The 26,527-nt window shown below is 46.6% G+C and carries 25 protein-coding genes; 7 read left to right on the plus strand and 18 right to left on the minus strand.

The window, feature by feature from the left end; translation table 11 throughout:
* Positions 1–164: 164 nt before the first annotated feature.
* From thiD to MHI06_RS25500, 6 genes are all read right to left on the minus strand, one after another.
* Complete coding sequence (thiD, locus tag MHI06_RS25475; RefSeq protein WP_062836403.1) at positions 165–977, minus strand: bifunctional hydroxymethylpyrimidine kinase/phosphomethylpyrimidine kinase; 813 nt, start codon at positions 975–977, stop codon at positions 165–167.
* A 105-nt stretch (positions 978–1,082) separates the two neighbouring features.
* Positions 1,083–1,781: an ABC transporter permease gene (locus MHI06_RS25480; RefSeq protein ID WP_076333602.1), complete on the minus strand. Its 699-nt coding sequence runs from the start codon at positions 1,779–1,781 to the stop codon at positions 1,083–1,085.
* A complete protein-coding gene (locus tag MHI06_RS25485; protein ID WP_340399500.1) occupies positions 1,774–2,697 on the minus strand; it encodes an ABC transporter ATP-binding protein in 924 nt (307 codons plus the stop codon). The genes MHI06_RS25480 and MHI06_RS25485 overlap by 8 nt, the downstream gene beginning before the upstream one ends.
* Before the next feature lie 126 nt (positions 2,698–2,823).
* A complete protein-coding gene (locus tag MHI06_RS25490; RefSeq protein WP_340399501.1) occupies positions 2,824–3,756 on the minus strand; it encodes a sensor histidine kinase in 933 nt (310 codons plus the stop codon).
* Positions 3,753–4,469, minus strand: a complete 717-nt coding sequence (locus MHI06_RS25495; RefSeq protein WP_340399502.1) for a response regulator transcription factor — start codon at positions 4,467–4,469, stop codon at positions 3,753–3,755. Before MHI06_RS25495 ends, MHI06_RS25490 begins: the two co-directional genes overlap by 4 nt.
* Positions 4,470–4,622: 153 nt before the next feature.
* The gene (locus tag MHI06_RS25500; RefSeq protein ID WP_100529860.1) at positions 4,623–5,474 is read right to left on the minus strand and encodes a DegV family protein; all 852 of its coding nucleotides are present in this window, start codon (positions 5,472–5,474) and stop codon (positions 4,623–4,625) included.
* A gap of 305 nt (positions 5,475–5,779) precedes the next feature.
* Between MHI06_RS25500 and MHI06_RS25505 the strand changes: the two genes are divergently transcribed.
* The 4 genes from MHI06_RS25505 to MHI06_RS25520 all read left to right on the plus strand — a co-directional run bounded on the left by MHI06_RS25505 (position 5,780) and on the right by MHI06_RS25520 (position 9,118).
* Positions 5,780–6,556, plus strand: coding sequence for an ABC-2 family transporter protein (locus MHI06_RS25505; RefSeq protein ID WP_036606839.1), 777 nt, complete (start codon positions 5,780–5,782; stop codon positions 6,554–6,556).
* Positions 6,553–7,353 carry an ABC-2 family transporter protein gene (locus MHI06_RS25510; RefSeq protein WP_340399504.1) on the plus strand — a complete coding sequence of 267 codons (801 nt, stop codon included), beginning with the start codon at positions 6,553–6,555 and terminating at the stop codon, positions 7,351–7,353. The genes MHI06_RS25505 and MHI06_RS25510 overlap by 4 nt, the downstream gene beginning before the upstream one ends.
* A 22-nt stretch (positions 7,354–7,375) precedes the next feature.
* The gene (locus MHI06_RS25515; protein ID WP_340402185.1) at positions 7,376–8,344 is read left to right on the plus strand and encodes an ATP-binding cassette domain-containing protein; all 969 of its coding nucleotides are present in this window, start codon (positions 7,376–7,378) and stop codon (positions 8,342–8,344) included.
* Between the two features lie 96 nt (positions 8,345–8,440).
* Positions 8,441–9,118, plus strand: a complete 678-nt coding sequence (locus tag MHI06_RS25520) for a succinylglutamate desuccinylase/aspartoacylase family protein (RefSeq protein ID WP_340399505.1) — start codon at positions 8,441–8,443, stop codon at positions 9,116–9,118.
* Between the two features lie 128 nt (positions 9,119–9,246).
* On the opposite strand, the gene MHI06_RS25525 is transcribed toward MHI06_RS25520, so the two are convergent.
* From MHI06_RS25525 to MHI06_RS25550, 6 genes are all read right to left on the minus strand, one after another.
* Entirely contained in the window at positions 9,247–10,302 is a 1,056-nt protein-coding gene (locus MHI06_RS25525) for a serine hydrolase domain-containing protein (protein ID WP_340399506.1), read from the minus strand.
* 161 nt (positions 10,303–10,463) lie between these two features.
* The gene (locus MHI06_RS25530) at positions 10,464–10,865 is read right to left on the minus strand and encodes a MerR family transcriptional regulator (protein ID WP_340399507.1); all 402 of its coding nucleotides are present in this window, start codon (positions 10,863–10,865) and stop codon (positions 10,464–10,466) included.
* A 26-nt stretch (positions 10,866–10,891) separates the two neighbouring features.
* Positions 10,892–12,379: a lipase gene (locus MHI06_RS25535; RefSeq protein WP_340399508.1), complete on the minus strand. Its 1,488-nt coding sequence runs from the start codon at positions 12,377–12,379 to the stop codon at positions 10,892–10,894.
* 189 nt (positions 12,380–12,568) lie between these two features.
* On the minus strand, positions 12,569–13,012 hold the full coding sequence (locus MHI06_RS25540; protein WP_340399509.1) for a FixH family protein: 444 nt from the start codon (positions 13,010–13,012) through the stop codon (positions 12,569–12,571).
* Positions 13,013–13,031: 19 nt separating this feature from the next.
* Entirely contained in the window at positions 13,032–13,481 is a 450-nt protein-coding gene (locus MHI06_RS25545) for a disulfide oxidoreductase (RefSeq protein WP_169481421.1), read from the minus strand.
* Positions 13,482–13,670: 189 nt separating this feature from the next.
* Positions 13,671–15,299: a copper amine oxidase N-terminal domain-containing protein gene (locus tag MHI06_RS25550; protein ID WP_340399510.1), complete on the minus strand. Its 1,629-nt coding sequence runs from the start codon at positions 15,297–15,299 to the stop codon at positions 13,671–13,673.
* A 328-nt stretch (positions 15,300–15,627) separates the two neighbouring features.
* Between MHI06_RS25550 and MHI06_RS25555 the strand changes: the two genes are divergently transcribed.
* Positions 15,628–15,834 carry a hypothetical protein gene (locus MHI06_RS25555; protein ID WP_017692174.1) on the plus strand — a complete coding sequence of 69 codons (207 nt, stop codon included), beginning with the start codon at positions 15,628–15,630 and terminating at the stop codon, positions 15,832–15,834.
* Positions 15,835–16,034: 200 nt separating this feature from the next.
* Complete coding sequence (locus MHI06_RS25560) at positions 16,035–17,144, plus strand: hypothetical protein (RefSeq protein ID WP_340399511.1); 1,110 nt, start codon at positions 16,035–16,037, stop codon at positions 17,142–17,144.
* A 133-nt stretch (positions 17,145–17,277) separates the two neighbouring features.
* Here MHI06_RS25560 and MHI06_RS25565 read toward each other — a convergent pair whose 3' ends face one another.
* From MHI06_RS25565 to MHI06_RS25575, 3 genes are all read right to left on the minus strand, one after another.
* The gene (locus tag MHI06_RS25565) at positions 17,278–17,616 is read right to left on the minus strand and encodes a hypothetical protein (RefSeq protein ID WP_340399512.1); all 339 of its coding nucleotides are present in this window, start codon (positions 17,614–17,616) and stop codon (positions 17,278–17,280) included.
* A gap of 35 nt (positions 17,617–17,651) precedes the next feature.
* Positions 17,652–18,704, minus strand: coding sequence for a hypothetical protein (locus MHI06_RS25570; RefSeq protein ID WP_340399513.1), 1,053 nt, complete (start codon positions 18,702–18,704; stop codon positions 17,652–17,654).
* 90 nt (positions 18,705–18,794) lie between these two features.
* Positions 18,795–20,513: a DUF6138 family protein gene (locus MHI06_RS25575; protein WP_340399514.1), complete on the minus strand. Its 1,719-nt coding sequence runs from the start codon at positions 20,511–20,513 to the stop codon at positions 18,795–18,797.
* Between the two features lie 293 nt (positions 20,514–20,806).
* Between MHI06_RS25575 and MHI06_RS25580 the strand changes: the two genes are divergently transcribed.
* Complete coding sequence (locus tag MHI06_RS25580) at positions 20,807–21,049, plus strand: hypothetical protein (RefSeq protein WP_340399515.1); 243 nt, start codon at positions 20,807–20,809, stop codon at positions 21,047–21,049.
* Between the two features lie 311 nt (positions 21,050–21,360).
* Here the strand turns inward: MHI06_RS25580 and MHI06_RS25585 are convergent, their stop codons facing one another.
* The 3 genes from MHI06_RS25585 to MHI06_RS25595 all read right to left on the minus strand — a co-directional run bounded on the left by MHI06_RS25585 (position 21,361) and on the right by MHI06_RS25595 (position 26,461).
* Entirely contained in the window at positions 21,361–23,013 is a 1,653-nt protein-coding gene (locus MHI06_RS25585) for an extracellular solute-binding protein (RefSeq protein WP_340399516.1), read from the minus strand.
* 120 nt (positions 23,014–23,133) lie between these two features.
* Positions 23,134–24,726 (minus strand): response regulator, encoded by a 1,593-nt coding sequence (locus tag MHI06_RS25590; RefSeq protein ID WP_340399517.1) that lies wholly within the window; start codon positions 24,724–24,726, stop codon positions 23,134–23,136.
* The gene (locus MHI06_RS25595) at positions 24,701–26,461 is read right to left on the minus strand and encodes a histidine kinase (RefSeq protein ID WP_340399518.1); all 1,761 of its coding nucleotides are present in this window, start codon (positions 26,459–26,461) and stop codon (positions 24,701–24,703) included. The genes MHI06_RS25590 and MHI06_RS25595 overlap by 26 nt, the downstream gene beginning before the upstream one ends.
* Positions 26,462–26,527: the final 66 nt, after the last annotated feature.

The following is a 26,527-nucleotide window of genomic DNA, read 5'->3' on the forward strand; positions in this document are numbered from 1 at the left end:
ATGATATATACGATTAATATAAGCCAAAAGTTACTAATTTTTATCAAAATTCGCACAAAAAAGAAGCCGTCAACGAGCAATCTTCTGCTCATTGACAGCTACTTAAATGAAATCGAAGTGTGTTATCCAAAAGTGATGAGCTACTGCGCGCTCACTGGTAACACTTAGCGTTGGTGCTCCAGACGGTGTGCCACATGCAGTGTCGGGCCAACAAAACGGTTCAGCGGGAATCCGCCGGCAATCGCTTTGGTCACGAAGGCTTTACCTTCACGAACAGCCTCTTTCACTGAAAGACCACGAGCCAATCCTGCGGTAATCGCCGCAGACGTCGTGCAGCCCGCACCATGCGTATATCCGGAGCCGACAACATCGGCTTCAAACCATTCGTAGTTGGTTCCATCATAGAGTAGATCCATTGCTTTACCCGGGCTAATTACACCTCTGTCCTTGATCAGAACATGCTTTGAGCCATGGGCATGAATTGCTGCTGCCGCTGCTTCCATCTGTTCTTTAGAGCGAATCGGTCCACTCTTCGCCAGTTGGGATGCTTCGAACAGATTAGGTGTAACCAGATCGGCACCTGGCAGCAGGAATTCGATCATTGCTTCCGTATTTTCCGGTTGCAGTACTTCGTCCGTACCTTTGCAGACCATTACCGGATCGATCACGATCTGTGGCAGACCACTGCGGCGAATATGCTTCGCTACCAGTTCAATAATATCTACAGAACCGAGCATACCTGTCTTCATTGCATCAAAACCGATGCCATCAAGAACAGTGCGAAGCTGCGCTTCTACTACATTTAATTCCACAGGAAAGACCTGGTGATCCCATGTATCGGGCTCCATTGCCACAACCGTAGTCAGTACGGTCATACCATACACACCCAGCTCCTGAAAAGTTTTCAAATCAGCTTGAATCCCTGCACCGCCGCTCGTGTCCGAGCCAGCTATTGTTAATGTTTTTGGAATCGTCATGGTAGTTGCATTCTCCTTTGTGTCTCAGTTGACATTATCCTATCCCTTGTACGAGCGGATGTCAATGGCATCTGAAGCCACACAGAGCATGGTTTTCCGAATGAATCAATTCACATCTTTGGTCTCCAAACGAACCATGGACATCGAAGCAATCCATATACCTACAGCTCCAAGGGTCAGCGGGATAACAATAAGCGAATGAATGGAAACTTCCGACCCGTTGAATCCGGAGCAGACAATCGAAACTAGCAAAATGGACGAGACCATTGTCGCTGTAACAGAATGCTTACGCATACCGAAGAATAGGGGAATGAGTGCCATACACGCAGCCGATAAAGAACTGATACTGTACTTCACCAGAAGTCCCAACATATCCCGATTGCTCAGTGATTCAGGAATGAAGGAGTAGAATTGATTAACAATCAACAGCAGTGAACCCATCAACAGATCGGTAACCATAATCATCACAAATGTAAAACCAAACACGATAATCAATTTGGCCGCGATGATTTTATGACGCTGGATGGGATAGGTGAACATGACGTTCATGGTTTTATTTCGATACTCACTGATCACCAGCTTGGATAATAAAGCTCCTGCAAATATGATGAAGGTCGCTCTCACAAATGTATCGATAATTATAAAGGCGGTCTGGTAATCGGCATAGGCATAATCTTCTGCTCCCACATCCATGAATCCAATCATAATCAGGAAAAGAAGAATGGCTATGTTGGCAATACCTGCACCTGCAAAATTACGTGCAAAGCGGTGCTTCCGCATCTCAAGTCTGATTAGTTTAAGCAACGTCTTCATCCCCTTTTACCAACTTCATGAAGTGTTCTTCCAGGGAATGAGCCCGTTTGGATATCGATTCGATCTCAATGCCGTGTTGAATCAGCTTGGTGTTCAGTTCCGATGGAATGATTCCCGGATCATAGATTCGTAACGTTTGGTCATCGACCAGTTTATAATTACTCAAACCAAGCTGGTGTTCAATGACATAAGTCGCTTTGCGGATATCTACCGCCTGTAACTCGATGTACTCATTTTGACTTCCACGAATGCTCTCCATCGATACTTCCTCCACCAAGCGACCGCCGCGAATGACACCAACCGTGTCCGCAATTTGCTCTATCTCGCCAAGAATGTGACTAGAGACCAACAGGGTAATGCGATACTCATTGCTAAGGCGCTTGAACAAATCTCGCATCTCCCGGATCCCTACAGGGTCCAATCCGTTGATCGGTTCATCCAAAATGAGCAGTTCGGGTGTGGTTATGAGTGCACGAGCCAATCCCAGCCTCTGTTTCATACCCAGCGAGAAGTCCTTGACCGGTTTCTTGCCCGTATCCTTCAGCCCTACCGTTTCCATCGTGTTGTCGATGATCTTTTTGTTGTGAAATCCCATGTATTCACAGTGAAGCTCCAGATTCTCGCGAGCAGACAGTCTATCATAGAAAAAAGGATATTCAATAATGCTGCCCATTCGTTTCAACACTTCATAGGATGTAGGTGTAAGCTTCTCCCCAAACAGTTCAACTTCCCCTGTTGTTGGTTTGACGAGATTGGTCAGCATCTTCATGATGGTTGTTTTGCCTGCACCATTCGGACCGAGAAACCCATAGATCTCACCTTGCTTAATATTCATATTGACGTTGGATACAACCTCTACCCCTTCATATACTTTGGTCACATCTATCGTTCGTGCGATATAAGTCATCGTCTTGTTCTCCTTTACGTCCCCTGTCCGGGTTCCTATATCTGTATTGTAAAGAGAAAAGTCTGCTTTTTTATTAATCAAATCTTACAAAAACCTTAAGCTTGACCGAAAATGCCAAAACAGGCTCTACCTGGCCTTTAACGTAACCGAAAATACAGTCCGTTGATGTGGCACACTATGTAAATGAATACTTCCACCCATCCGCTCCACTAGCCGCTTCGTGATGGTCAGACCAAGGCCGCTGCCCTGATAGAGTCGATTGCGGGAATCCTCCAGTGTATACATGCGTTCGAACACACGACTATGCTCACTTTCGGGAATTCCCTTCCCTTGGTCCCAGATTTGTAGCATCACAGGTCCACCTGTCGAATGTTCGAGCGTTAGCCCCAGCACCTTACCCTCTGCCCCATATTTCATCCCATTGGTCATGAGATTATCCAGCACACGCTCCAGTGCTTCTTCATTTCCTTGCACGAAGATATCATCATCAGGTATATCCAGCTCCACATGCAACCCGAGATTGGTCAACATTTCATAAAAGGAGATCATCTTCAACCGGCATAATTCGCTTATATTAACTCGACTAAGCACCAGTTCCGTGTCTCCAGATTCCAGCTTTGCCAGATCGAAAAAGGAATGGATCAAACGCAAAACTTCCTGCGCCTTATCTTGTATTTTCTCTGTCATAACTTTCCGTTCCTGATTGGTCAATGATGGACTGTGCAGCAAGGTCTCACTATAACCCAGTACAACCGTAAGCGGCGTTTTCAGATCATGCGAGATGTTGGAGAGCATATTGCGCATCTCCTTCTCCTGGTTCGCATAACCGGCCGTCGCACGGTGCGCATGGTCCAGCAGCTGGTTCATGTCTTTCAGAAGTTGGCTAACTTGATCATCACTGTTGAATACAAGCAAACGCTCAAAGGTGCCTTGATCCAAAATAGCGGATATTTTCTCGTGAATATAAGACAGGTGTTGGCTGCGTTTCCTCAATCTCATCCACATTCCAATGACCACAATGACTAGAATAACTATTGTACTGGCAAAAATCAGTGTCATGTCTGCTCCGCCTCCAGCTTATATCCGATGCCCCAGAGTGTCTTGATATACTGGGGAGCCGAAGGGTCCACCTCCAATTTTTCACGCAGACGACGCATATGTACGTTAATGATATTTTCGTCTCCATAATAATGATCATTCCAGACCGAAGCGTAGATTTGGGCCTTCGTGAACACTTTGCCGGGATGAGTAACCAATAGCTTCAGAATGCCAAATTCCTTGGAGGTCAGCTTGACGGGTGTACCTTCACGCTCCACCTCGTATGTCTCCATGTCGACCACAAGTCCTCCGAGGTGAATACGCTGATCTTTAGTCACTTCAGCCACAGGCTGTGCGGTATAATTGGCGCGGCGAATCGCAGCTTTAATACGGGCAGTCAGCTCGATTAATGAGAAGGGTTTGCTCAAATAATCGTCAGCGCCAAAACCCAGACCCAGTGCTTTGTCCACCTCCCCATCCTTCGCAGACAGAATAAGCACAGGCACCAAACTGACCGCCCGAATGGTCTGCAGCACATCCATCCCACTCTTGCGGGGCAGCATCAAATCCAAAATAACCAGGTCATACCCAGGTTGTGATTGGCTGAACTGACGCTCTGCTTCTAATCCGTCATATGCATACGTGACGTCGTATCCCTCTTTTTCCAGATAAGGTCCGACCATCTCACTAATTGAACGATCATCTTCAACAAGCAATAAGCGTTGACTTGACACAAGTTCCCCTCCAACATGAACATTTTTCTTTATTACCTCACAGTTTGTTTGAATTGGCAATGATATACGAAAAAACCTGACAGGAGCAACACTTTGGTATAAAGTGTGTTTCCTGCCAGGTCTATGAGCGACTATAGATGAAGGCTTGTGCGTCTAATCTCTATATCCGTTCTCGCTGTGTATCCAGCACAGTCCAATGGTTCCTGCACCTGCATGGATACTCACCACAGGGATAAACGGCATGATTTCGGTCTTTAATCTGGGCAGCAGAGCAGCAATCTGTTTTTTGATTGTGACAGCTTCTTCCTGATTGTTCGCATGCATAATGCACACATGCTTTACTTTCTCCACATCCAGCTTGAGCATATCCAGCATGCGCTCTTTCGTCCGCTTGAACGTGCGAATCTTCTCATTCACAACCACTTTGCCCTCTTCGAATCGAAGCAACAGATGGATCTTGAGCAGTTGACTGATGATCAGCTGTGTGCCCGACACCCGCCCACTGCGGTGAAGATGCTGAAGACTGGCCGGTATGAGGTAAAAGGACATGTTATCAATCATCTGTTCAATATTTACTTTGATCTCGGCAGCCGAACATCCCTGTTTCTGCCATTCCAGTCCTTGCATAATCATCTCACGGTGAGGATAGGCACCTGCCTTCGAATCAATTGCGGTCACCGTCACTCCTGCAATCTCTGCAGCCTGCATGGACGTATGCAGCGTTCCGCTAAGCTCTGTAGAGCAATGAATCGTAATAATCTCATCGTACTTGTCTTTGAGCGACTCATACAGTTCAATGAATTCGCCAATGGGTGGCTGCGAACTGCTCGCACGTGAAGCCTCCGCAAGTTTCTCATAGAACATTTCAGATGTAATGTCATCGGTTTCCCGGTAACATTCTTCTCCAAATACGATGCGCAGCGGTACGATATAGATATGATTTTGCTCCGCAAAAACGGGATCCAGTGTACTAGTACTATCGGTGACCCATGCAATTTTCTTCATGACATCCTTCTCTCTTGCCGGATTGTTCGTTCTGTATCCTCAATCGTCAAGCACAAGCCCGGCGGTTTATTTAAAATTTGAATATTTCACATTGTAAACGTTTGCGATACTACCTCTCAATTATAAATGAACGGACAGACCGTTGTCTTGTGGCGCAATCATGAACACCCCTGTTAATACCATTATTAGCTAAAAAAATGTCTTGCCTGTGAAGGAATAAATTGGTATGCTGTTGTCCTTCTCTCTTTTTCGCCTTGACTGAAGTGAACGGAAACGCCGTTCAATCCACTTATCGGAGGTGTCACATGCTTTATTTCACTCTGGCTTCCAAAGCCTACTCCCGGAATCTGCAATACCGCGGGGCACACATGGTACATAACTTGGCAAGCGCCATGTTTGGTTACATGTATGCCTGCCTCTGGATCGGCATCGGGGCCGACCATACTCTCGGAGAATATGGGACACAGGGGATGATCAGTTACATTGCGTTCACGCAATCCTCTCTCTGGATCTCGGGTTTTCTCACGAACGGATTGGGTATTCCCTTATCCGTCAGGACAGGGCAGATCGCACTGGATCTGATGAGGCCTGTTCATCTGTTCACCCACCTGATGGCACGCGAATGGGGGCAGATTGCCTACCAGTTTGTGTACAAAAGCATCCCGATCTACCTGCTCTTCTCCATTGTCTTTTCCCTGCATTGGCCCTCAGACGTTTCAACACTATTCTATGCCGCACTTGGTCTTGCCGGCGCCGCATACTTATCCATCTGTATGAACTACATCATTGGTGCTACGTCGATGTGGACCACGGAGTCCTCTTGGCTTCACTGGGGCAATCACGCGATGATGAATCTGCTGGCTGGTTTTTTCATTCCGCTGGAATGGCTACCGAACTGGCTTGAACAACTTGCCTGGATATCACCCTACCCTTTCCTGCTCTATGTACCTACCCGAATCTATCTTGGTTTCGAAGATGGCTCCTTGTTATGGGGAACCTTGCTTTGGTGTGTCTTTATGACGTTGATCTGTCTTGCCATCACCCAAGTGTTACGTCGTAAAGTGGAGGTACAAGGCGGATGAAACGGACTTCCTGGTTCAATTTATATAAAATGCTCATTCGAACAAGCATCCGCAGTCGGATGCAATACAAGTTCAATTTCATCATGGCGTCCGTACTGGCCGCTTTAATTCAGATCTCCGAGTTTCTGATGGTTGCTCTCGTGTTGCACAAATTCGGAGCCATTAAAGGCTGGTCCCTCCATGAGATCGGTTATCTCTTCGCCATCATGACGTTATCCAAAACACTGTACCGCACATTCGGCAACGAAGTTCACCATCTGGAAAAATATTTGGTGGGCGGTGAGCTTGATCAACTGTTAACCCGTCCCATGCCCGTATTGCTGGCACTGCTTCCGCAAAACTTCCGCATTATGGCTGGGGAAGTCTTGCAAGGTGGGTTCATTCTCTGCTGGTCTCTGGCAAGCATGATGCACAGCGGACAGATCGGCTGGACTGCCATTCCGTTCTCCCTGTTCATTATCCTAACGGGGGCAGTCATTCTCTTTTCCATCGGACTCGCTACCGCTACACTCGGATTCTGGACCACCCGCATCGAGGAATTACAGACGATCACGGAAGATGCAGCACGAACGGCTGCCCAATATCCGCTAACGTTATATCCCAAGTGGATGTCTGGCATTCTGCTAACGGTGATTCCGGTAGGATTCGTCAACTATATTCCGTCACTCTATCTGCTGCGTGGTGAAGGAGGAGCGTGGGTCCTTGTAGTTGTTGCGGCGGTTGCCGTACTGAGCTTGGCTGCAAGTCTGCGTTTCTGGCAATTCGGTATGACCAAATATCAAAGTACAGGTAGCTAAGGAGGCGAAACGAATCATGAACATGATCACAGCACGGCATCTGCAAAAGGAATTCAAGACCCCTGTTATTCGCGAAGGACGTTTCTCTGGATTACGTACGTTATTTTCACGTGAATATGTGTCCAAGGAAGCGGTACGCGATATCAGTTTTGATATCGGCCCAGGTGAGTTTGTGGGTTACATCGGTCCGAACGGGGCTGGCAAGTCTACTACGATCAAAATGTTGACAGGTATCCTGCACCCAACCTCGGGTGAAGTAAGGCTTGACGGTATGAATCCACATCAGGACAGGCGCAGAACCGTTGGTCGACTGGGCGTTGTGTTTGGACAGCGCAGCCAGCTCTGGTGGGATCTGCCCGTGAAAGATTCATATGATATTCTGGCCGAGATGTACGGCGTGCGTGCCGAGGATAAAAAGAAACGGCTGTCCCAGTTCGCCGAGCTGCTGGACCTTGAATCGTTCTGGACCACGCCTGTCCGTAAGCTTTCGCTTGGACAACGCATGCGTGCGGATCTCGCAGCTTCCATGCTGCATGATCCGGAATTGCTTTTTCTCGATGAACCGACGATCGGACTGGATGTGAACGCAAAGCGGAACATTCGCCAATTTCTACGCACATTAAATGAAACGTTTGGCAAAACGATTTTGCTGACTACACATGACATGGACGACATTGAGCAGTTATGTAGCCGGGTCATGGTGATTAACCATGGTCAACTCACATATGACGGTACGATCTCATCGCTTCGCGAAACCATCGGACTTCCTACGTTGATTCGGGTAACGTTCCGGGGAGCGTTTCACATCCCGGATGTTATATCGTCCGCGATACAGATTACAACAGTGGAAGGACAGATCGTCACCATTGAGGTGAACCGGAAGGAATGGAGCACAATGGACATTCTGAAACAGTTGGAACACTGGGGTGAGATTGAAGATGTAGAGATGAAAGAACCTGATTTTGAAGATATCATTCATCGGGTATACTAGCTTGCCTATTTTGTGATGAAATTGGATGAAGACCTGTTCTCCTGCCGTTACTTGAAAGAGGGACATGACGTACTGTAATAGCGGAGGTGAAGCGTCATGCTTGTGACCAAACATGTACTGGCAGCATCCAGCGCACACGCTACTCCCTATTACATCGTACGTGGCATGATGCCGGGACCGGTGATGTTCATTACATCCGGGGTTCACGGGAATGAAACGGCGAGTATGGCCGCTGCACAAAAGCTCGCAGATGATTGTGCGACGGGTCGTCGTGTCATTCAGCGAGGGCTGCTGATTATCGTGCCACGCGTGAACCAAAAAGCCTACGCAAAGAAAATCAGAGGCAAGCCAGATCTGAATCGTACGTTTCCACGCCGTATGTCGGGCAAGTCCAAGCATCCATTGGCTGCGGCGGTTTTTCAGCTGGCGCGTGAACATCGGACCGATTGGTGGCTCGATCTGCATGAAGCCAACGGCCTATCGCAGCTTAGTTCGCGAGTGCTCGGACAGACGCTGATTACCAATCCCGGCAGTCGGACAATTCCGGCTTGCCGAAGAGTTATCGAACGTATGAATCGGTCGATTGCGATTCGTGATCGTCATTTTAACCTCAAGCAGCATGAATTACCGGGATCTGCCCGTACAGCGGCTTCAAGGCTATTGCAAGCTCGTTCTGTTACGGTGGAGACCTGTTGGAGTCTGAAACGCGCGACCCGTATCAAGTATCAGACGGAGATTGTGCATCATTTTCTGCGTGAAGCGGGTATGTCATGATTGAGATCATGAAGATAGAACTAAAAGAAACCTCGAACAGAGAGCACCCGAAGTACATCCTCAGGGCTCTCTGTTCGAGGTGTTAAATTTTGTTCCTCATTTCCATTACTCTAATAACACTTCTGCGTTTATCTCTGCATCATGGCTTCCAGTATTTTATTACCCACAGGGTCTAGCGGCATGAGGAGATAAAGGTCTTTTTTAGTTATAAACTTGAATATCGCATCCAGATACTCATCCACAATAGAGGCTGATCCAAAACAATAATTGGACAATAACACGACGCCTATCCCCTGTTGCTTATTTATAGCCAAATAACTGGAGAAACCAAATGTGCTACCGTTATGCCAGAGTATATTCTGATCTGAGATATGATCACTAAACCAAGCGTAATGATGGGTCGAATCTCCAATCATTACAGGAATGTGACTTTGTTGTATTGCAAAGGCTGGCGGATGATCTTCATTCAGATTGGCCTGTACAAATAAACACATATCGTGAAGAGATGACTTGATCGCCCCCGCGCCTTCATGTACACCAGTATCCCAGTGAGGCATGTTTTTCCCCGTTGACGTATGTCCATCTACAAATCTGCCAGCCTGTTCTGCATTCAGCATGGCAGCTGTCTCCGTCATGTTTAATGGACCTGTGATATATTTGTTCAGAAGATCGTCATATGTACTGCCTGATACTTTACATAGGATATAACCCAGTAAGCCCACGCCGGTATTGGAATACTCAAATGAACCCATCTGATCCGTAAAGTCAGCATCCGATAAAAAAGCAAGTAAATCATCCTCCGTATAATTTGAATACGGATTGTATCGGTTTTTCTTCGAGGACAGGTTTGTGGCAACTCCGGGTAATCCAGAGGTATGCGTCGCAAGACTTTTTAAAGTAACCTTATTCAAATAATCGTTTTTACCGTTGTGTATGTACTTACCAACCGTGTCATCCGTGGAAAGTTGCTGTTGACGTTCCAATTCTAATAGAAGGATCGATGTAAAAAGTTTGGTTACAGAGCCGATTTCGAACAACCTGTGTTCAGCAGCAGCTGCGCTCTTCTTTTTGGGATTGCCCAATGAATGATATTCGATATCGCCCTTTGTAATCATGCCAATCTCAAGATGCAGATGTTTCTTGCCTTTGATGTAATCGGATACAAAACCTTGTAAATCCCTCATAGAAAATGTTACTCCTTTTTTGGTGTAAATTTCATTATTGGAATATTGACTTTCGTTAACCACTATATTTTGGAAAACTTCACTATGTATTCGTTTAAAACTTCTAATTCCCTGCTCGTTAGTTAATGCTTGTTTTCTCCTAAACAGGAAAAGAGCCGCGATTACGGCTCTTTCTTTGTCACCCTGAACGACTCAATATAGTTGTGGATATCATCTTCTGGCGTCTTGAGCAATCTGGCCAGATGAATCTGCATCTGTTCAAGGTGATTAATATGCTTCTGAATATCAGCGATTCGGTCAGAGACGAGGGTTTTCAGCGTATCACTCTCCATATCTTCCTGGCTGAGAAGTTGCAGGGTCTCTTGTATTTCCTTTAAGGAGTAACCCAACAGCTGGGCATCCTTAATGAACTTAATTTTGACCAAATAATCCTCGGTATACACCCGATATCCGTTGGAGGAACGACGGGGAGTAGGCAGAATCCCGCTATCCTCATAATAACGGAGGGTTGCCATACTCACACCGGTACGTTTGGCCAACGTTCCTCTTGTCATGGTTTCCATGCCTACCCCTCCACCTTTCTGTGGAATCATTGTGCTTGTTCGTTGCGTATCTTGGTATATTGGGCATCATAGGTGGCCTCGGGAAATTTCACCGAAGACCCTTGCAGCAATGGTTGCTCTTCCCCTTTGAGATAACGGTCAAAGAATGCCAACGCATAGGTTCTTGTTATATCCACATTATGTTCTGGCTTCATGCCTCTGGCAAACATTTTCGGTGAGATTAATGAAATATCCGTAAAGCTTTGATGGAAGAAATTCTCCACCGTCAGATAATAGGTATCATTCAGACTGCTCGTCATCACTCGATCCAGATCCGGCTCAAACTCGGGGTAAAACACTTTTTCTTTGGACGAAGCATTCGGATCGAAACTTTTGGCCGTTCCACCCGACATGATATACATAAACGGCTGTTTCAGGGCTGTCGTGGATACGGTCCCCCAGAATCCGCCTTCCAGGCTAAGTCCTGCTTGGAATCGCTCATCCTGCACCAGTGCTTCCGCTGTCGTTGCCCCACCATAGGAATGACCCATGATGCCTACATGATCCAAATCAAGCTTGCCTTCGATCAATTGATTCGGGTCATGTGAGTTCCACTGGGTAAGCGTATCAAGCACAAATCTTGCATCAGCTGCACGAATACCTATGCCTTCTACATTATATTGATACAATTCCTCTGACGTTGCAAAATCAGGGTCTGCCTCATAGGAGACTGCACGTCCGTCAGGGAAAGTCACTCGTGCTGACGTATACGGGTGATCTATACCCACCACAATGTAGCCGTGGCTTACGAGCTCCTCAATCATTGTCATACTCTGAAAACGGGCTGAGCGGATACCCGGGGAGAATAGCAGTACCGGATAATTGCTGTGGACGGCGGACATCTCAGCTCCTTTTACCACATGTGTTGGAATGGTATCCAGATAACTGAACACCTGAGACGGAATGCCGAACACCAGACTAATCGCTTCTCCCAGTTCACTCGGGTAATGCTCCAGTGGCAGCCCTTGAGCGGCCTTCTGATCTACCGGGTACCACACATTAATCATAAGTTCACGCTTGTCTCCAGCCTCGGGTGTTTTGGTCTCTTCGCGAGATTCATCCACCAGGTGTTGAGAGAACGTTCCAATCGCAAATGTGCCGGTAGGTTCAGGCATCGTAAAGGCAGGTAACAGCCAGGTCAGTATGAAGGAACCTGCACTGAAAGCCAAAACCATAATCGATGCCAGCGTCATCTTAATCCATGAACGACGGTTGAATTTCTGTGCGCTCTGAACATAACGGCCACTGCGGTATGATTTCATGAGTTGAATGATTAACATTATGAATAATACAAATCCAACAAGATACGTTGGTATCATCTGTACGCGAAATGAATTGATTAAGCCATGCAGAAGTACTGCCAGGACCAGGGCTGAAAGTATACCCACTGTCATTGCCCTGCGCTTCGGAAACACCAGCATGAGTAACGTAGCAGCTACGGTTACCAATACTAAAACCCATTCTAAAATTCTCATTATTCAGCCTCCAATATTCTTGATAAAAAAAGAATAAACCTTGAAGTATACTTCAAAGTCAAGGCTGAATATATGAACGAAAACTCGATAAATGAGGCCAATATAAGTACATTAAAACACCCGGTGAATATACCCTATATGCAACCCGAATGGAGTTGTACGGTATATTCATCGGGTGACCACAAATGACTATTCTACGGTTACCTTTGTTCGAGGCATGGTATGCATCGCTCCTGAGGTTACATGCGCCTGAACGACATACACTCCGGGTTCCTGAAACGCATGTTTTACTTCATATATACCCTCGCCTATAGATAAAGCCTTCGTCGCTCCCCGAGATTCAAGCTCTTCGGCACTCATCATTCCTTGATCAAATGAAGGTGCTTCGGGTTCATCCTGTTCATTCCATACCTGAAACTGTACATGATCCGCATCATTTACAGGTTGCTCTCCCTGTGTCAGCTTGATCTGCAAGGCGACCTCTTCATTCACTTTCGCCTTATCCGGCATCATGAGTTTCACCCGGATCATCTCCGGCATCTCCCCGGAAGCAGACTGTTCCTCATAGGAGCAGCCAGCGACCAAAAGGATTAGCACCAGAAAGGGCATGAACCAACGAGCTTGTCCGCTCATCACCATCTATCCTTTCTTATCAAGAAGATTTTGGTGTTTTGCCGATGCCCCACAGCATCACGATGATGATAATAAATGCAATTAGTGCCAGTAATGGGATGGTGATAAAACCAAACCAGTTCAAATAGTCGGTATAACATGGAACCTTACCGCACGCCACGGCATTGCCTGTAGCCGAAAAAATACGCTGAATCGTTACATGGTATAACGAAATGCCGCCACCGATAAAACTAAGTGGGAGTACGTATTTCGTGATGCCCACGTCATCCTTAAAGTAGGCAATGCCCAGCAAGATCGTTAGTGGATACATGAATATGCGCTGGTACCAGCACAGATCACATGGAAGAAAGCCCTTGATCTCACTGAAATAGAGACTGCCCCCTGTTGCAATAACGGAAACGGCCCAGGCAACAAATAACCGGGTATCCACACTTTTCGCTGGACGCTCCGATTTTGATGATGTACTCATTCCTCTGTCCCCCTCTTCATTTTGCTTATGCCAAATTATCATACCTCATTCTAGACTCCATCGGCTATTCAAGCTGTTATGTAGGTCATTACTCGATAATTATACCAAATATTTGGAACTTTTGGGTGAATACAAAAAAGCTGCCGTATGGGGCAGCTCTTTTTGTTTTAATCTTGTTTCACTCTACTATTACATCGATTTAGTCAGCGTAATGGAACCATCTTTTTGTGCCCATTTCACGTCCCAGTTCAGAAGTTCAGCAATGAAGCGCAGAGGAACTTGCGTACGTCCATCTTTGTTTACAAATACAGTTGCACCCACATTTTTCTTCACGCCGTTCACTTCCATAACGTTGTTGTTCACCCAGAATTCAAGGGTATCATCGCCAGCCATCACCGTTACTTGTTGTGCTTTTTTGTCCCATTTCACCGTTGCGCCAATACCTTCACTCAGGAAACGCAATGGAATGTATGTTGTGTTTTTCCAAAGCACTGGTGTGGTATCCATGTTGGTTGTTTTATCGTTAATTTTCAGCATTTTGCTGTTCAGTTGCATCCACACCGTTGTCATATCTGGCGCTGGTGCTGGTGTTGCTGGCTCTTGGAATTTGTCGTTGAATTGAGTCACGATGGCGTTACCCAGAGCTTGACCTACACCGAACATCACTTTGAAGCCTTCACGATTCGTTGTGTACGAAGCATCATAGTTACCTGCTGCATATTGATTCAATACGTTTTGTACTTGATTTTCATGCGTTGTCAGAGCTTGTTGTCCTGCTGCTTTTGGCAGATTGCCAGCTGTTGCAGAATCCAGGAATGTAGCGAACTCTGTTGTAAACCCATCAATACGTTTCTCTACTGCTGCACGAGCGGTAGCATCGTTGTTTTTAACAGCTTTTACATAGTCGCTTTGTGCGTTAACGTGGTTCGTTACCCAAATTTTCTCGAAAGCATTGGCACCGTCGTTACCGTAAACGGAAGCAATTGCGGCTTTGAAGTCAGCTGTGTTTCCAGCTTCAGCTGTAACCAATGCGTTGGAAGCTGCTGTGCGTCCATCGAATTCCTCTTGCATTTGCAGAGCCGAGAGCGCAAAGTGCTCGGAAGCCAGGTGGTTGAGTGCAGATCTCAGATCAGCTGCTTTTGTATCCGCTTTGGTATTTTCGAATTTCTCAGGCATTTGTGTCGTAATCGCTGTGGAGAGTGCTTTACTTACGTCGAACATTTCTTTGAAACCTTCACGGTAAGCCTTGTATGCATCAGCATAATCTCCAGCTACATACTCATCGAATACTTTTTGCACGAGATCTTCATGTACTTTCAGCGCCTGTTTGGCTGCTGCTTTTGGCAATTTGCCTTCGGTTGCTGTGCTCAGGAATGTGGAGAACTCTTCCACGAATCCGTTGATGTTATCCTGTGCTTGTTTGATGCCAGCCTGGTTACCCATTTTGGTTGCTTTCACAAGATCATCTGTGTATTTGTTATGAGCGCGGAAGATGCGTTCGAATTCTTTGGCACCTGCATCACCATATAGGGAAGCGATTGCCGGTTGCATATCCAGTGCATTTTGGTCGAGTGCTTTGTAAGCTGCGTCTGCGTCTTTTGCTCCATCATATGCTTTAGCCATTGCGGTTACTGCGAGTGCAAAGTGCTCGGACAACAGGTGGTCCAGGTTCGCTCTCAGGTCAGCCGCAGGTGTGTTCACGGATGCTTTCATCATTGTCATCGGTGTCTGTGGTGCGGAAGCTGCTCCAGCGATCCCCGGCATCAACAGTGTCAAGCTAAGTACAGGTGCGATAAACTTCTTCATTTTCATTTTCATTACGTATTCACTCCTCGATTATGTTTTGTGTATAATTTCTTTCCTCGTCGTCGTCTTCATAGGGTGTAACGCAGGCTTCTCCATTCTGGATCACTCTGTGGGCAAAAAAATTCGCAGCCTTCAGTGAAGAAAGCCGCGAATGCCTGTTGTATCAAGGTTTTTTTAGAATTAAAAAATATAAAATTGTAGTGATCTTTCCGATCCAAGACCACATACATACTGTAATATAGATACTTCATTTTCCTTTATTTCTCAATTAAAGCTTACATCAAAGGTTATCCTGAAGTACAATGAAGAGAATCATATCATTCGTGAAGGGGGTCCATTCATGACCTGGTTGCCTTATGTTTTAATTGTGGGTATCGCCTTATTTGGAGGCATTGCTACCATGATCATCGGAAATTCGAAAGCCAATCAGACCAGTAATCCCGAATATGATCGCCGCACAAAGCAAAACCTCAGTAAACTTTCCTATGTATACGTTGGTGCGATTGTACTTGGTTTTGGTGGACTAATCCTTTATCTTTTTAACTAAAATGTTTCGATTTAGCAAAGAATACTCTCAACCATGCCAAGCAACTTCAGGTTTCGTTCTACATTCTCCATATACATGCACATGTTTACAAGTTGGAGATAATTCAGAATTATTCTGGATATGTTCGGGGTTTAATATAAAGCCATAAGGGACAGCGAGCCCATAAAAACATAATAAACCCCAACTTGAAGGAGAGATATATGATGAAAAAAAACATGAAGAAATCCGTAGCAACGATGATGGTACTGGGCATGACTTTAACAGGAGCAACGGGCGTATTCGCCGGAACGCAGTTGGAAAAAATCTCTGCATACCTTAACCATGGAATCAGCTTTAATGTCGATGGCGCGGCTTACTCACCAACGGATGGCAATGGCAACAAACTTGCGCCAATTACTTATAACAACTCTACTTACCTGCCCGTACGAGCGCTTGCCGATGCACTGCATGTGCCTGTATCCTATGACGGCAAAAAAGAACAGGTCATTATTGGCCAAGCAACAAGCAATCCATCAGCCATGACGAATGTAACGTATAGCGCAGCACAAAAAGAGGCCATTCAAAAGGCTTTTGCACAATTCGATGGTTTCGAGACAGCTTATGCACCTCAGCAGATGATTGCAGGTGACACGTTCAAAAGTGTAGGTGCTGGTGGCGACGGAGTCAGCTTTGTCTTCAATCATATGAAAGTGGATGTGTCTCCAAGAGATTATTCGGACGGTTATACGAGCAAAGACGTGAAACTGTCCAATGGTGTTATTGCCAAATGGTACACACCAGACCAAACGGGCATGCTCACATTCCAACTGGATGATCGCTACGTTACCCTTAGCTCCCCGGATCATAAGCTGAGCCAAGCTCAGTTGCAACAAGTCGCTGTCTCTGTTCAAAAAGCCAACAGCAACAATGATCAAGGAATCACTGCATTTGCTGATGTGAACTATAGCAAACAACAATTGGATAATATTCGCAAAGCATTTGCGAAGTTTGACGGGTTCACAACAGCCTATGCCCCACAACATATGGTTGCTGGAGATACGTTCAAAAGCGTAGGTGCGGGTGGGGATGGTGTAAACTTTGTTTTCAATCGTATGAATGTAACGGTATCCCCTAAAGATTATTCGTTCAGCTATGATGGCAAAACGGTAAAACTGCCTAATGGCGTATCAGCCAAATGGTATACACCAGACCAAACGGATATGCTCACATTCAAGCTGGATGATCGTTATGTAACCATCAGCTCGCCGAATAACCAATTGACTCACACTCAACTGGAGCAAATGGCGGTATCTGTACAAAAAGTGAAATAAAAAAAATAAACACACATCATTTCGGTCCCACTCTATGAGTTGGGGCTGATTTGATGTGTGTTACGTATGCTCAAACTCTGCACAAAGACCTCTTCCTGTTCGTCTGTCCCTATCCTGCAATTAACCCTCTGCCTTATTCATGACCTGGCGAAGCCAGTAATACCGATTTCTGTATAATCACCATAAATCCCACAGAACAAACAATGCCAAATACGCCTCGGAACAATACATAATTCAGTTGGAGTCTGCGTGGGGCAGCAATCAGGGCAATCGCCCATATATTCATAAAGGCTAGCGGTGGCAAGAGAATATACGTATACAGCGATTGGAACGGGACACTGAACACGGGAATAAGCAGAAATACGTTAAGAAAAAACAGGACAAGTATGCCTGCACTCAGCCGAATGCCATCTACCGCATAGATAACATAAGGTGAATCATCATACGGTTCTGAACGTTTATTGTTCGCCATTATAGCTCTTCCTTGATAGATTCGTTTCGTCATGACTACAATGCCAGTTCAGCCAAACGAATAACCCTGCGATACATCATCGCATCCATCAAATCCTCCCAGTCGAGTTCACTGGCATTAACGTCTCGATAATAGACCGCAGCAGCAGGCAAGAACCCGACCAACGGCCCTGTTCCACCACATATCAGGCTCCCACCGTCTCCGCCTTTGGGCATCACGTCTCCAGCCGAATCGAGCGTAAGCTCATACTTGTAGGGATCACCCGCAAATTGCACTCCGAAAAAATTCGGCAATTCCAGATCATAAGGACGATCATCCTTTTCTTCACCCCGTGAAGAGGCCATCTCTACCGATCCATCCACAATTTCATCCACGCCTTCCAGACTTCCAAAGTGCTTCAATCTCATCGTATAGTCGAAGCTGTCACCCCAGGGAAATAACGTACGACAACCTCCACCATAGATATACTCCCATTCGTCTTCAGTCAGCAAACCAAAACCCGCCGCAGCTTCCTCCCTCACAACGTCTTCCAACTCTATTCCTTCGTTGAACCACAGGATTCGGACTTCATTCTCACTTTGGCGAATCAGACGAAATTGTTGATGCAATTCATATTCACGGATCTCCGACTGCTTAAACTGCTCCAGTACTGAGGGAAAATCAGGATCTTTTTGCGCGTGTGCTTCCTCCTCAGACACTTCAATCCAGCCAAGCGAAATCAGTTCGCATTCCACAAGCATCGGCGCAATATTCACTTCTCTCACAGGTGACATTTGACTCACCAGAAACGAATCCACGTTCTCCACACCATACTCACTGACCGTTTCATGCAGGTCTGCTGAGGTTTCTTCGTTCATTCCATGCTGCCAACGATCCCAGCCGAGTGTTACTTGATCCCCAGGCACAAACACAAATCTCAGCCCATCCTCCGTAAATACAGCCGTCTCCATCCGCTGACCGAATCGTTCAAATGTCTCGAGCCCCTCATATACCATACCGTCTGGTAACTGACGAACAAGCTTACGCATCCAAGCCTCTTTGTCCTGAGCATTCAACGCCTGCCACATGTCTCGTCTCAATGCCTCCACAACTTCCCCCACCTTTCCTTATGCACTTTCACTTCTCTAAAATGTTTTACTAGCTGGCACAGCACAATCTTACTTGTGTTGTTTACATTTTCACTTCCCTGCATCCTGCAACAGTTCCAGCAATAATTCCTTCCGTCTTCCCTCCGCTTTACGAGCAAGCGTTGTGAGCTTCTCCACCTTGCCAAAGATCGGATAGAGTACACGTTCCGCTTCATAATACTCAAGTTCTTGAATCTGTCTAACCAACAGTTCGAGTATTTCCTCATTCTCCAGTTCGGGCTGAATCTTCAGCTTCAGACTATCGGTCGAACGACGTAAGCTGGCGACTAACGCAGGTATAGATTGGGCCGTTACACCCTGTTTTTCCACAAATGACGCAATGAACTTATCCTGAATCAACTGATGCTCATCATCCACTTCACCCATGTAATATTCAACCAGCGGGAAATACCGCTCATCCACGAGCCCCAGTCCAAAGGTTGCATAACTGCCTGGCATACAGCTCTTCTCTCCCTCGGTATCCTCATAAAACTCGAACTCTTGGATAGCCTCACGCGCATACTCTTCCAGGAGTGGATGCAACTCCGAGTACTCCAGTGCATTAGCAAAGAATCGGTGGGTATCCGACTTCGCGAGCCCTTTAATCGGCAAATACTGCTTTACGGCAGATTTGAGCTTGATCTTATAACCTTTCGGAAAGCCCTGCTTCAATAAATGAATAATAAAGGTAAGTGCCTGCTGATAGGCACCAGCCTCTTCCTTACGAATGTGAATGGTCATCAGAGCAAATACATCATTCGCTTTGCATTCCACTTCTTCCGTTTTCACATGAATATATTCCTTCGCATACGTCCCGCTACCTTCTGTCATCATACGTGCCGCACGTTTGCTACCGAGTTGCTTCGCGAGCTCCAAGAAAGTCAGACCTTTGGGTTTGCTATAACTCGGCTCAAAACGTAGAATCATGACCGCCGCGTATAACAGCAGATCGATTGGTTGAGTCCCGGCTGTTTGCGCCTTCTCATGCTCGTCCGAATGTTTGCCTGCCTGTGTCTCAACGTTCGACTCCAGCGTTGCTCCTGGTTTTAGTGAATACTCATTGGTACGATAAGGCGAAGACTGTACATCATAATACTGTGGCAAAAACTGATTCTCTGCCCATGCCGTCACCGCACGAGTTATCTCACCACGATGTTCCGCAAGTGCCTCCGGACGCCCCTGATTCAACGCTTGTATCCGGTCATACTGCCTGATCGTCCATGCTACATCCAACTCTGGGAACAGCTTTGGATCGAGCAGATGACTCGTCAAAAAGAAGGATTCTAATGGCTTCGTTGGATATGTACTGTTCTCCACATTCTTGTCTACATAGGTATAAATACGCTCAAGGAGCAGCTTTCTTTTCTCTTCGTTTATCCATTCCAATAAAGTCAGTTGCAGCTTGCCTTCAGTTGTTGGGAATTTCCCTCGCAAGGTGAAGCGGTAGTCAATCAACGGAGTATCTGCCAGCTTGTCCAATCTTCCCTGAACAACCTCTACAAGCTTAGGCCCGATCTCGTTCCGTACCTGTTCCTCGGTAAAGACTCCTGCCTGCTTTGATTTCACATCATCATCATCCAAACCCAGATCCAGGCTGTCTACCGTGGTCCGTCCAGGTTTGTAATCCAGTACAATATCATTAACAATACCCATTTGCAGCGTGGTTCGCTTCACAACACTTTCCAAGTCATCCCGCTTTTCCTGTTCATCAAACCATTCATGGAGCGTCGTCATCATCTCTTCCATCGCCTGATCATAAAGTGTACTCATCTAATCTCCTGCCTTCCCATGCATCTTATGATGTTCATCAACCACACTTGAACCTCTATGAATCCCGGATCAATCCAAGGCATCTATGTTATAAATACGTATTGATGTTCGTATATTACCTATTATTTTACTCTCTCAAGCTCACCCGGAACAATAAGGCTTACGTACGGTTGCTTGCTAGTCAAAGAGATCTAAGGATTCCTTTCATATCTATGTACGCTCTCTGCATGCCCTCGCTATCATCATCTCCACGTTGTATAATCATTGTATTCCTTTTCAGGAGGTCAGACTAAGTGAGCTACAGCAAATACTTCCCCTTAGAAAACTATTTGAATCAAGTTTCAATCACCCTTACATACGCAGAGCTTGAGGAGATTCTTGGATTTAAGTTACCCCCTACAGCGTATAATCGCGAACAATGGTGGGTGAATAATTCTAATAATCATACACAGGCACTATCCTGGTTAAATGCTGGATGGAAGGTGGACAATGTGATTTTAGGAAAAAACGTCACTTTTGTGCGCTTCGAGTCATAATCGATCAGGTACTATATAAATTGAACTAAAGATTATTCACACTTACCACTCCAATGACAGAACAACCTTCCGATCGCTGTTATCCCCAGATTTTTTTCATTCACTCTTACAAAAGTGAAAATCTAGGGATAAAGGCGATCGCTTCGCTTCTTCAGGTTATTTCTGCCCTCTTCGTTCTCGTGTGAATGTTTAGTTCAATTTATATAGATTGTTAGTTATAACTCCAAAGGATCTATTTTTCCATAAACGTTATTCGAGACAAAAAAGCAGAGTAGACTGATGAATTCATCAGTTCTCCCCTGCTTTGTTGATCAATTAACTGTCTTATACCACTCGTTCACTTCGGCGGTAATATCATCCCCGCCCATGGACTTCCACTTTGTTACAAATGTATCAAATTCCTCAATGCCCACCTGACCATAGATGATCTTGCTGAACGTATCCTTCTCCAGCTTGTCGATCGCATCCTTTTTCATTTTCATCGTCTCGGTCGGTGCTCCTGTGAACTTGCTCTTGATCGCATTATCTTTATTCGCAACGACCACTTCAGCGGCCGCAAATACTTCGGGTTTGTTGGCAATCTTCGTATTTTTCTCAAAAGGGGTCTCCGGCTCTTTGCCCTTCGCAAGTTCCGCCAGCGTATCCATCATCAGATTCGGAATTCGTGCACCATCATACGTAATCGTATATTTGAGTGGTGATACGCCGTCCCTCACTTCAGCTTCACCAACGACTTTGCCATCCACGATGTCATAGTCATATCCTTGTGCGAAGCCATGTTCGAACTCGCTGCCCACTTCGGGATTGGCAAAGTTGTCGAACAGATAATTCTGATACGTGAAGAAAATCTCCGGGTTCGCCATGTCTTTGTTAATCAGCACCACCCCATTGCTTGCACCCGAACCATGTTGGTGGCTCTCGCCTGTTGGCCCTGTAGGTAAAGCAATAGCCTTGTATGTGGCACCGTCCACATTTTTCTTCACATCATCAATCGGCCAGTTTGGCATCCAGTGTGGTCCCACGATAATGCCAGCTTTGCCTGCGGTGAACAATTCTGCTGCTTTGATCTCGTCATAGACGCCTGCTTCTTTGGGCAGGTAACCTTTGGACAACCAATCTTTCATCGTCGCAAGCCCTTCCTTTACCCCTGGCTGGATGGAGCCATATTGCAGTGTGCCGTCTCCAGCATCATTCCACTGTCCAGGCATCGTGTTGTACATGCCGAAGATCCAGCCGGATTCCGTCATCCAGGTATTGAGCGCATTTTTCATGCCCACGGTCAGACCATACGTATCTTTCTTGCCGTTTCCATCCGGGTCTTGATTCGTAAAAGCATCCATAACCGTAACCAGTTCATCCATGGTTTTTGGTTCTTCCAGTCCCAGCTTCTTCAGCCAGTCTTCCCGAATGAACATGACCGAATCGCCGTTGTACGCATAATCGAAGATCGGAATACCGTAACGCTCGCCCTCATACATGTATGGATACCATTCCTCGGGTGCCGATTCAGATGCCTGTTTCCATGTGTCTGAAGCATATTGGTCAAATAACTCGCCAGCATTGGCAAATTTGCCGGACTCAATTAATTCCCTTACCAGATTGTAGTCTCCCCGAATGGAGACGATATCCGGCAGTTCCTCGTTAGCCGACAGGGACAAGCGCAATTTCGTGTAAAATGCATCATTGGTCACCGATACGGCCCACGGTGTGGTCAGATCGATGCCAAGTCGTTCCTTAGCCCATTTGGTATGCACATTGTTCTGAGCCGTTTCCCCGTTCTTGAATTTCGTATCATCATTCCAGGCCCGCAAATAACTCATCTGTACCGCCGGTTCATACTTCCCGTCTTGCAGAGCAAGTGGTGCAGCGGCTTCCTTCGCCGGTTCTTCCTTGGCCCCCGAACTACATGCCGTTACTGCAACCATCGTGATTGCGAGCAATGCCGTCATCATTTTTCTAAACATGAACTAACCCCTCCTCAGGTAACTTGGATACCCTTATGTGCCAAATGCACCTTACATGAAAAGGATAGTGCAGCCGGGGAGGCAAACATATATCACAATTTCAATGTTCATATCGATTTGTTAACCGTTCCGAAAATCTTGCGGGGTCAGTCCATAATGTTTGCGGAACACCTGAATGAAATAAGGCGTGTTGTTGTACCCCACTTCCTGACCAACTTCATAGATCTTCATCGCCGTATGCTTGAGCAAATGAACCGCACGTTCCATTCTGGAACGGATAATATAATCACTAATACCCTCACCGGTGGATTGTTTGTACATTTTCGACAGATATACCGGGTGCAGATGCACCTCTCCGGCAATGACCTGCAACGATAGATCCTCGCCTAGATGATGGTCGATCCATTGCTGCACCTGCCGAATCAGCGTTGATCCGGCATCTTGTCCCGCATCGCTCGCACTCTCTGCCCACTGCTGCATCACAGACCGAGTCCACATTTCCAAACTACGCAGCGAGATACCATAACCATCCTTGAGCAACTGCTCGTACTGCTCGCCGAGCACTTCAGCTAACTGTCTTCCTTCCCGATGAGCCATATAGGAAAATGCCGCCGCCAAATAATGAAAAGCCACATACACATGCTCCGGGAACACACTGTTCGACAGTTCGGCAAAGATCTGATCAATCTTACGGTGTGCATCCTCCATGCGCCCGGCTTCCAGTAACGTCGTTAGACCCGGCGGTTCATACAGCGCCGCGAGTGACTTCAACGTTGCTCCATTGGTTCCCACCGCTGCATTCAGATGTAATCCTTTGCCCGCCTCGGCCTGCTTACGAAGTGCCCTCACGGCCTGATGATATAGCTGGGGCACCTGATCTGGAAAACGCCCTATGCGGCTAACGGACAGGGAAATGGTCGCGTTCAGATACTGCCTCACACTGTAGATCAACCGCTCTCCCAGTCGGCCCATTAACATTTCCGGTTCGGCCTGAGTTTGTTTGGGACTAGCCATGAAGACCAGATCATCGTAGGCGTCATCCGTATGACAGAGGTGATAGGTACTGCCGTAGATCTCTTCCACCACATTTGAGATAGCGTACTTCATCAATCGAAACGCTTTATGTGTAGGTTGATGGTCATCATACCGGATGAGCAACAGTTGCATTTTATCCTGTGGACGGAAACCGATCTCCAATTGCTCCAGCTTGCCTTCGAGTTCAGCATCCGCAAATTTATGCCCTAACAGTACATCCTTCATCAGCTCCGCCCGCTTCTCTGGCAGATGTTCCCTCACCGAATACATGGCCCGCTGATGCAGCATTTGTTTCTCACCCTCTAGGCGAATCTGCACTGCGGCCTGCTGCACGGATTCGATCAGTTCCTCATCTCGAACCGGTTTGAGCAGATAACTAACCGTCCCGTGTTTGAGCGCCTGCTTCGCATAATCGAAGGAAGCATGCCCCGATAAAATAATACATTTGGTCTGTTCCCACTTTTGGCGGATGTGACTGACCAGATCCAGACCGGACAGACCCGGCATACGGATATCCGTGATAATAATATGGACCTGGTGTGTTGCCATATGTTCCAAGGCTTCTTTGACAGAATAGGCTTTGTATACCTGACCAATTCCGTGTTCTCTCCACGGTATGGAGACAGCGATCGACTCTACTGCCGAATGTTCATCATCCACGACCATCAGATTCATCATGCGGTTGTTCCTCCTCAAACCATCGAATTTCTACACTAAGTCCACCATAGGGAATCGCTCCAAAATGAAGCCCCGACGACAGCCCATATCGCGTAACGAGACGCTGGTGCACATTCCACGTGCCTGTTCCAATCTCCTCACCCATCGGTTCATTGATCTCCCGTTCCAATTCCGCAATCTCTTCCGCTGTCAGCGTGACACCGTCATTGTCTACGAACAGGCTATATCTTGTATATTTCCGACCCTCAATATGTTCGGGTACCGCCATCCCCGTTACGACGACATGCCCACTGCCTTCCATCGGCTCAATGCCATGGATCACCGCATTCTCTACGATTGGCTGGATGAGCAGCCGCGGAATGTGGAGCAACATCAGTTGCTGCGGTACGGCAATCTCGTAGGTCAGCCGGTTGGTCCGCATCTGTTGAATGGACAAATAATGGTCCAGCAGCCGGATTTCTTCCTCTACTGTCGTCATATCATTCTCGCCCCGCGTAATGTAGCGATAGTAGTCTCCCAGACTTAGCGACATGGCAATAACGGCTTCACGGTTGCCGAGCTGGGTCATATTTTTGATATAAAACAGGCAATTGTACAGGAAATGCGGATTGATCTGTGATTGCAGATGTTTCAATGTTGCTTCCCGCGAGCGAATACGTTCCTCGTATACCTTCTCGATCAGTTCCTGAATCTGCTCTGCCATATGGTTGAAGCTCTGGGTGAGATACGCGAATTCATCACGAGAGTGATCGACCGGAATCCGTGTGGACAGCTGCCCTTTGCGAATCTGTTGCAGCCCTCTCATCAAGCGATGGATTGGCACCTGAACTTTTCGATACAAAAGCAGTGCAGCACCGATACTCAGCACGAGCAGTAACAGAATGGAGGTAATAAACATATTTCGGCTCTTGTCCATTGGGGTCAGCAAATCATCCAATACCACAGGGTTCACGTATACCGCTTGCAATTGTTTGGAGTGCACGTAACTGACCAGATATTGCTTGTCACCCACCTCCAATTGATGATTGCCTTCCCTCTCCGGTCCGTTAAAGGGCATATCACGTATAATCGCTTCGACCAGCTCGGGGTCCGCCGTACGGTTCAGCAACGGATCGTTACCTGGTACGAGCAAGAAGGGATCTCCTCCCTGCGTTTCTTTAAAATCATCCAACATGGCAACCACGTTCATCGGGTCAAAATTAATCTCCATCACCGTTCGCACGCCTGTGTTCACTGGTTTTTCATTCCACTCGTAGTTATCCGTGAAAAAGTAGGTGAAACTACCCTGCTCCAGCTGCCATTGACCTGGTTGCGGGAACGTCAACATCTTCTCATCGTAGACCGTCCGGCTGGACATGGTGGATAACACAAGTTCCGCTTGTGGCAGCACAATGGTAATATCGTTCTTCCAACGGCTGGTGGACTGGTACAACGATAATTTGTCGAGAATATCCAGATAGATGCTGTTTTTCTCATATTGGCTGGTTGAGTCCGTCATGTAACGGTAGTGCAGGATACTCGGATCTCGCAGCAACGTCAGGCCATATAGTGAGAGCTGCTCAATATTTTTATCCACCTGGGAACTGAAATAATTGAACTGGTTCAGACTCGACTGCTGTTTCTCTTCAACGACCATATCCACATTTGCCTGATTCGCGTATGTATAAAGCAGCAGAATGGGGACGAGCAGGCAGATTAAGAGAATGACCGTCTTCGCAAATACTGTGAATTTCATCGTTTCACCCTGTCTCTGAATTTGAAGTCGTTCTACACCGAAGTCCTATTTTATATTGAAAACCCT

This window comes from Paenibacillus sp. FSL H8-0079 (assembly GCF_037991315.1).
GTDB lineage: Bacteria > Bacillota > Bacilli > Paenibacillales > Paenibacillaceae > Paenibacillus.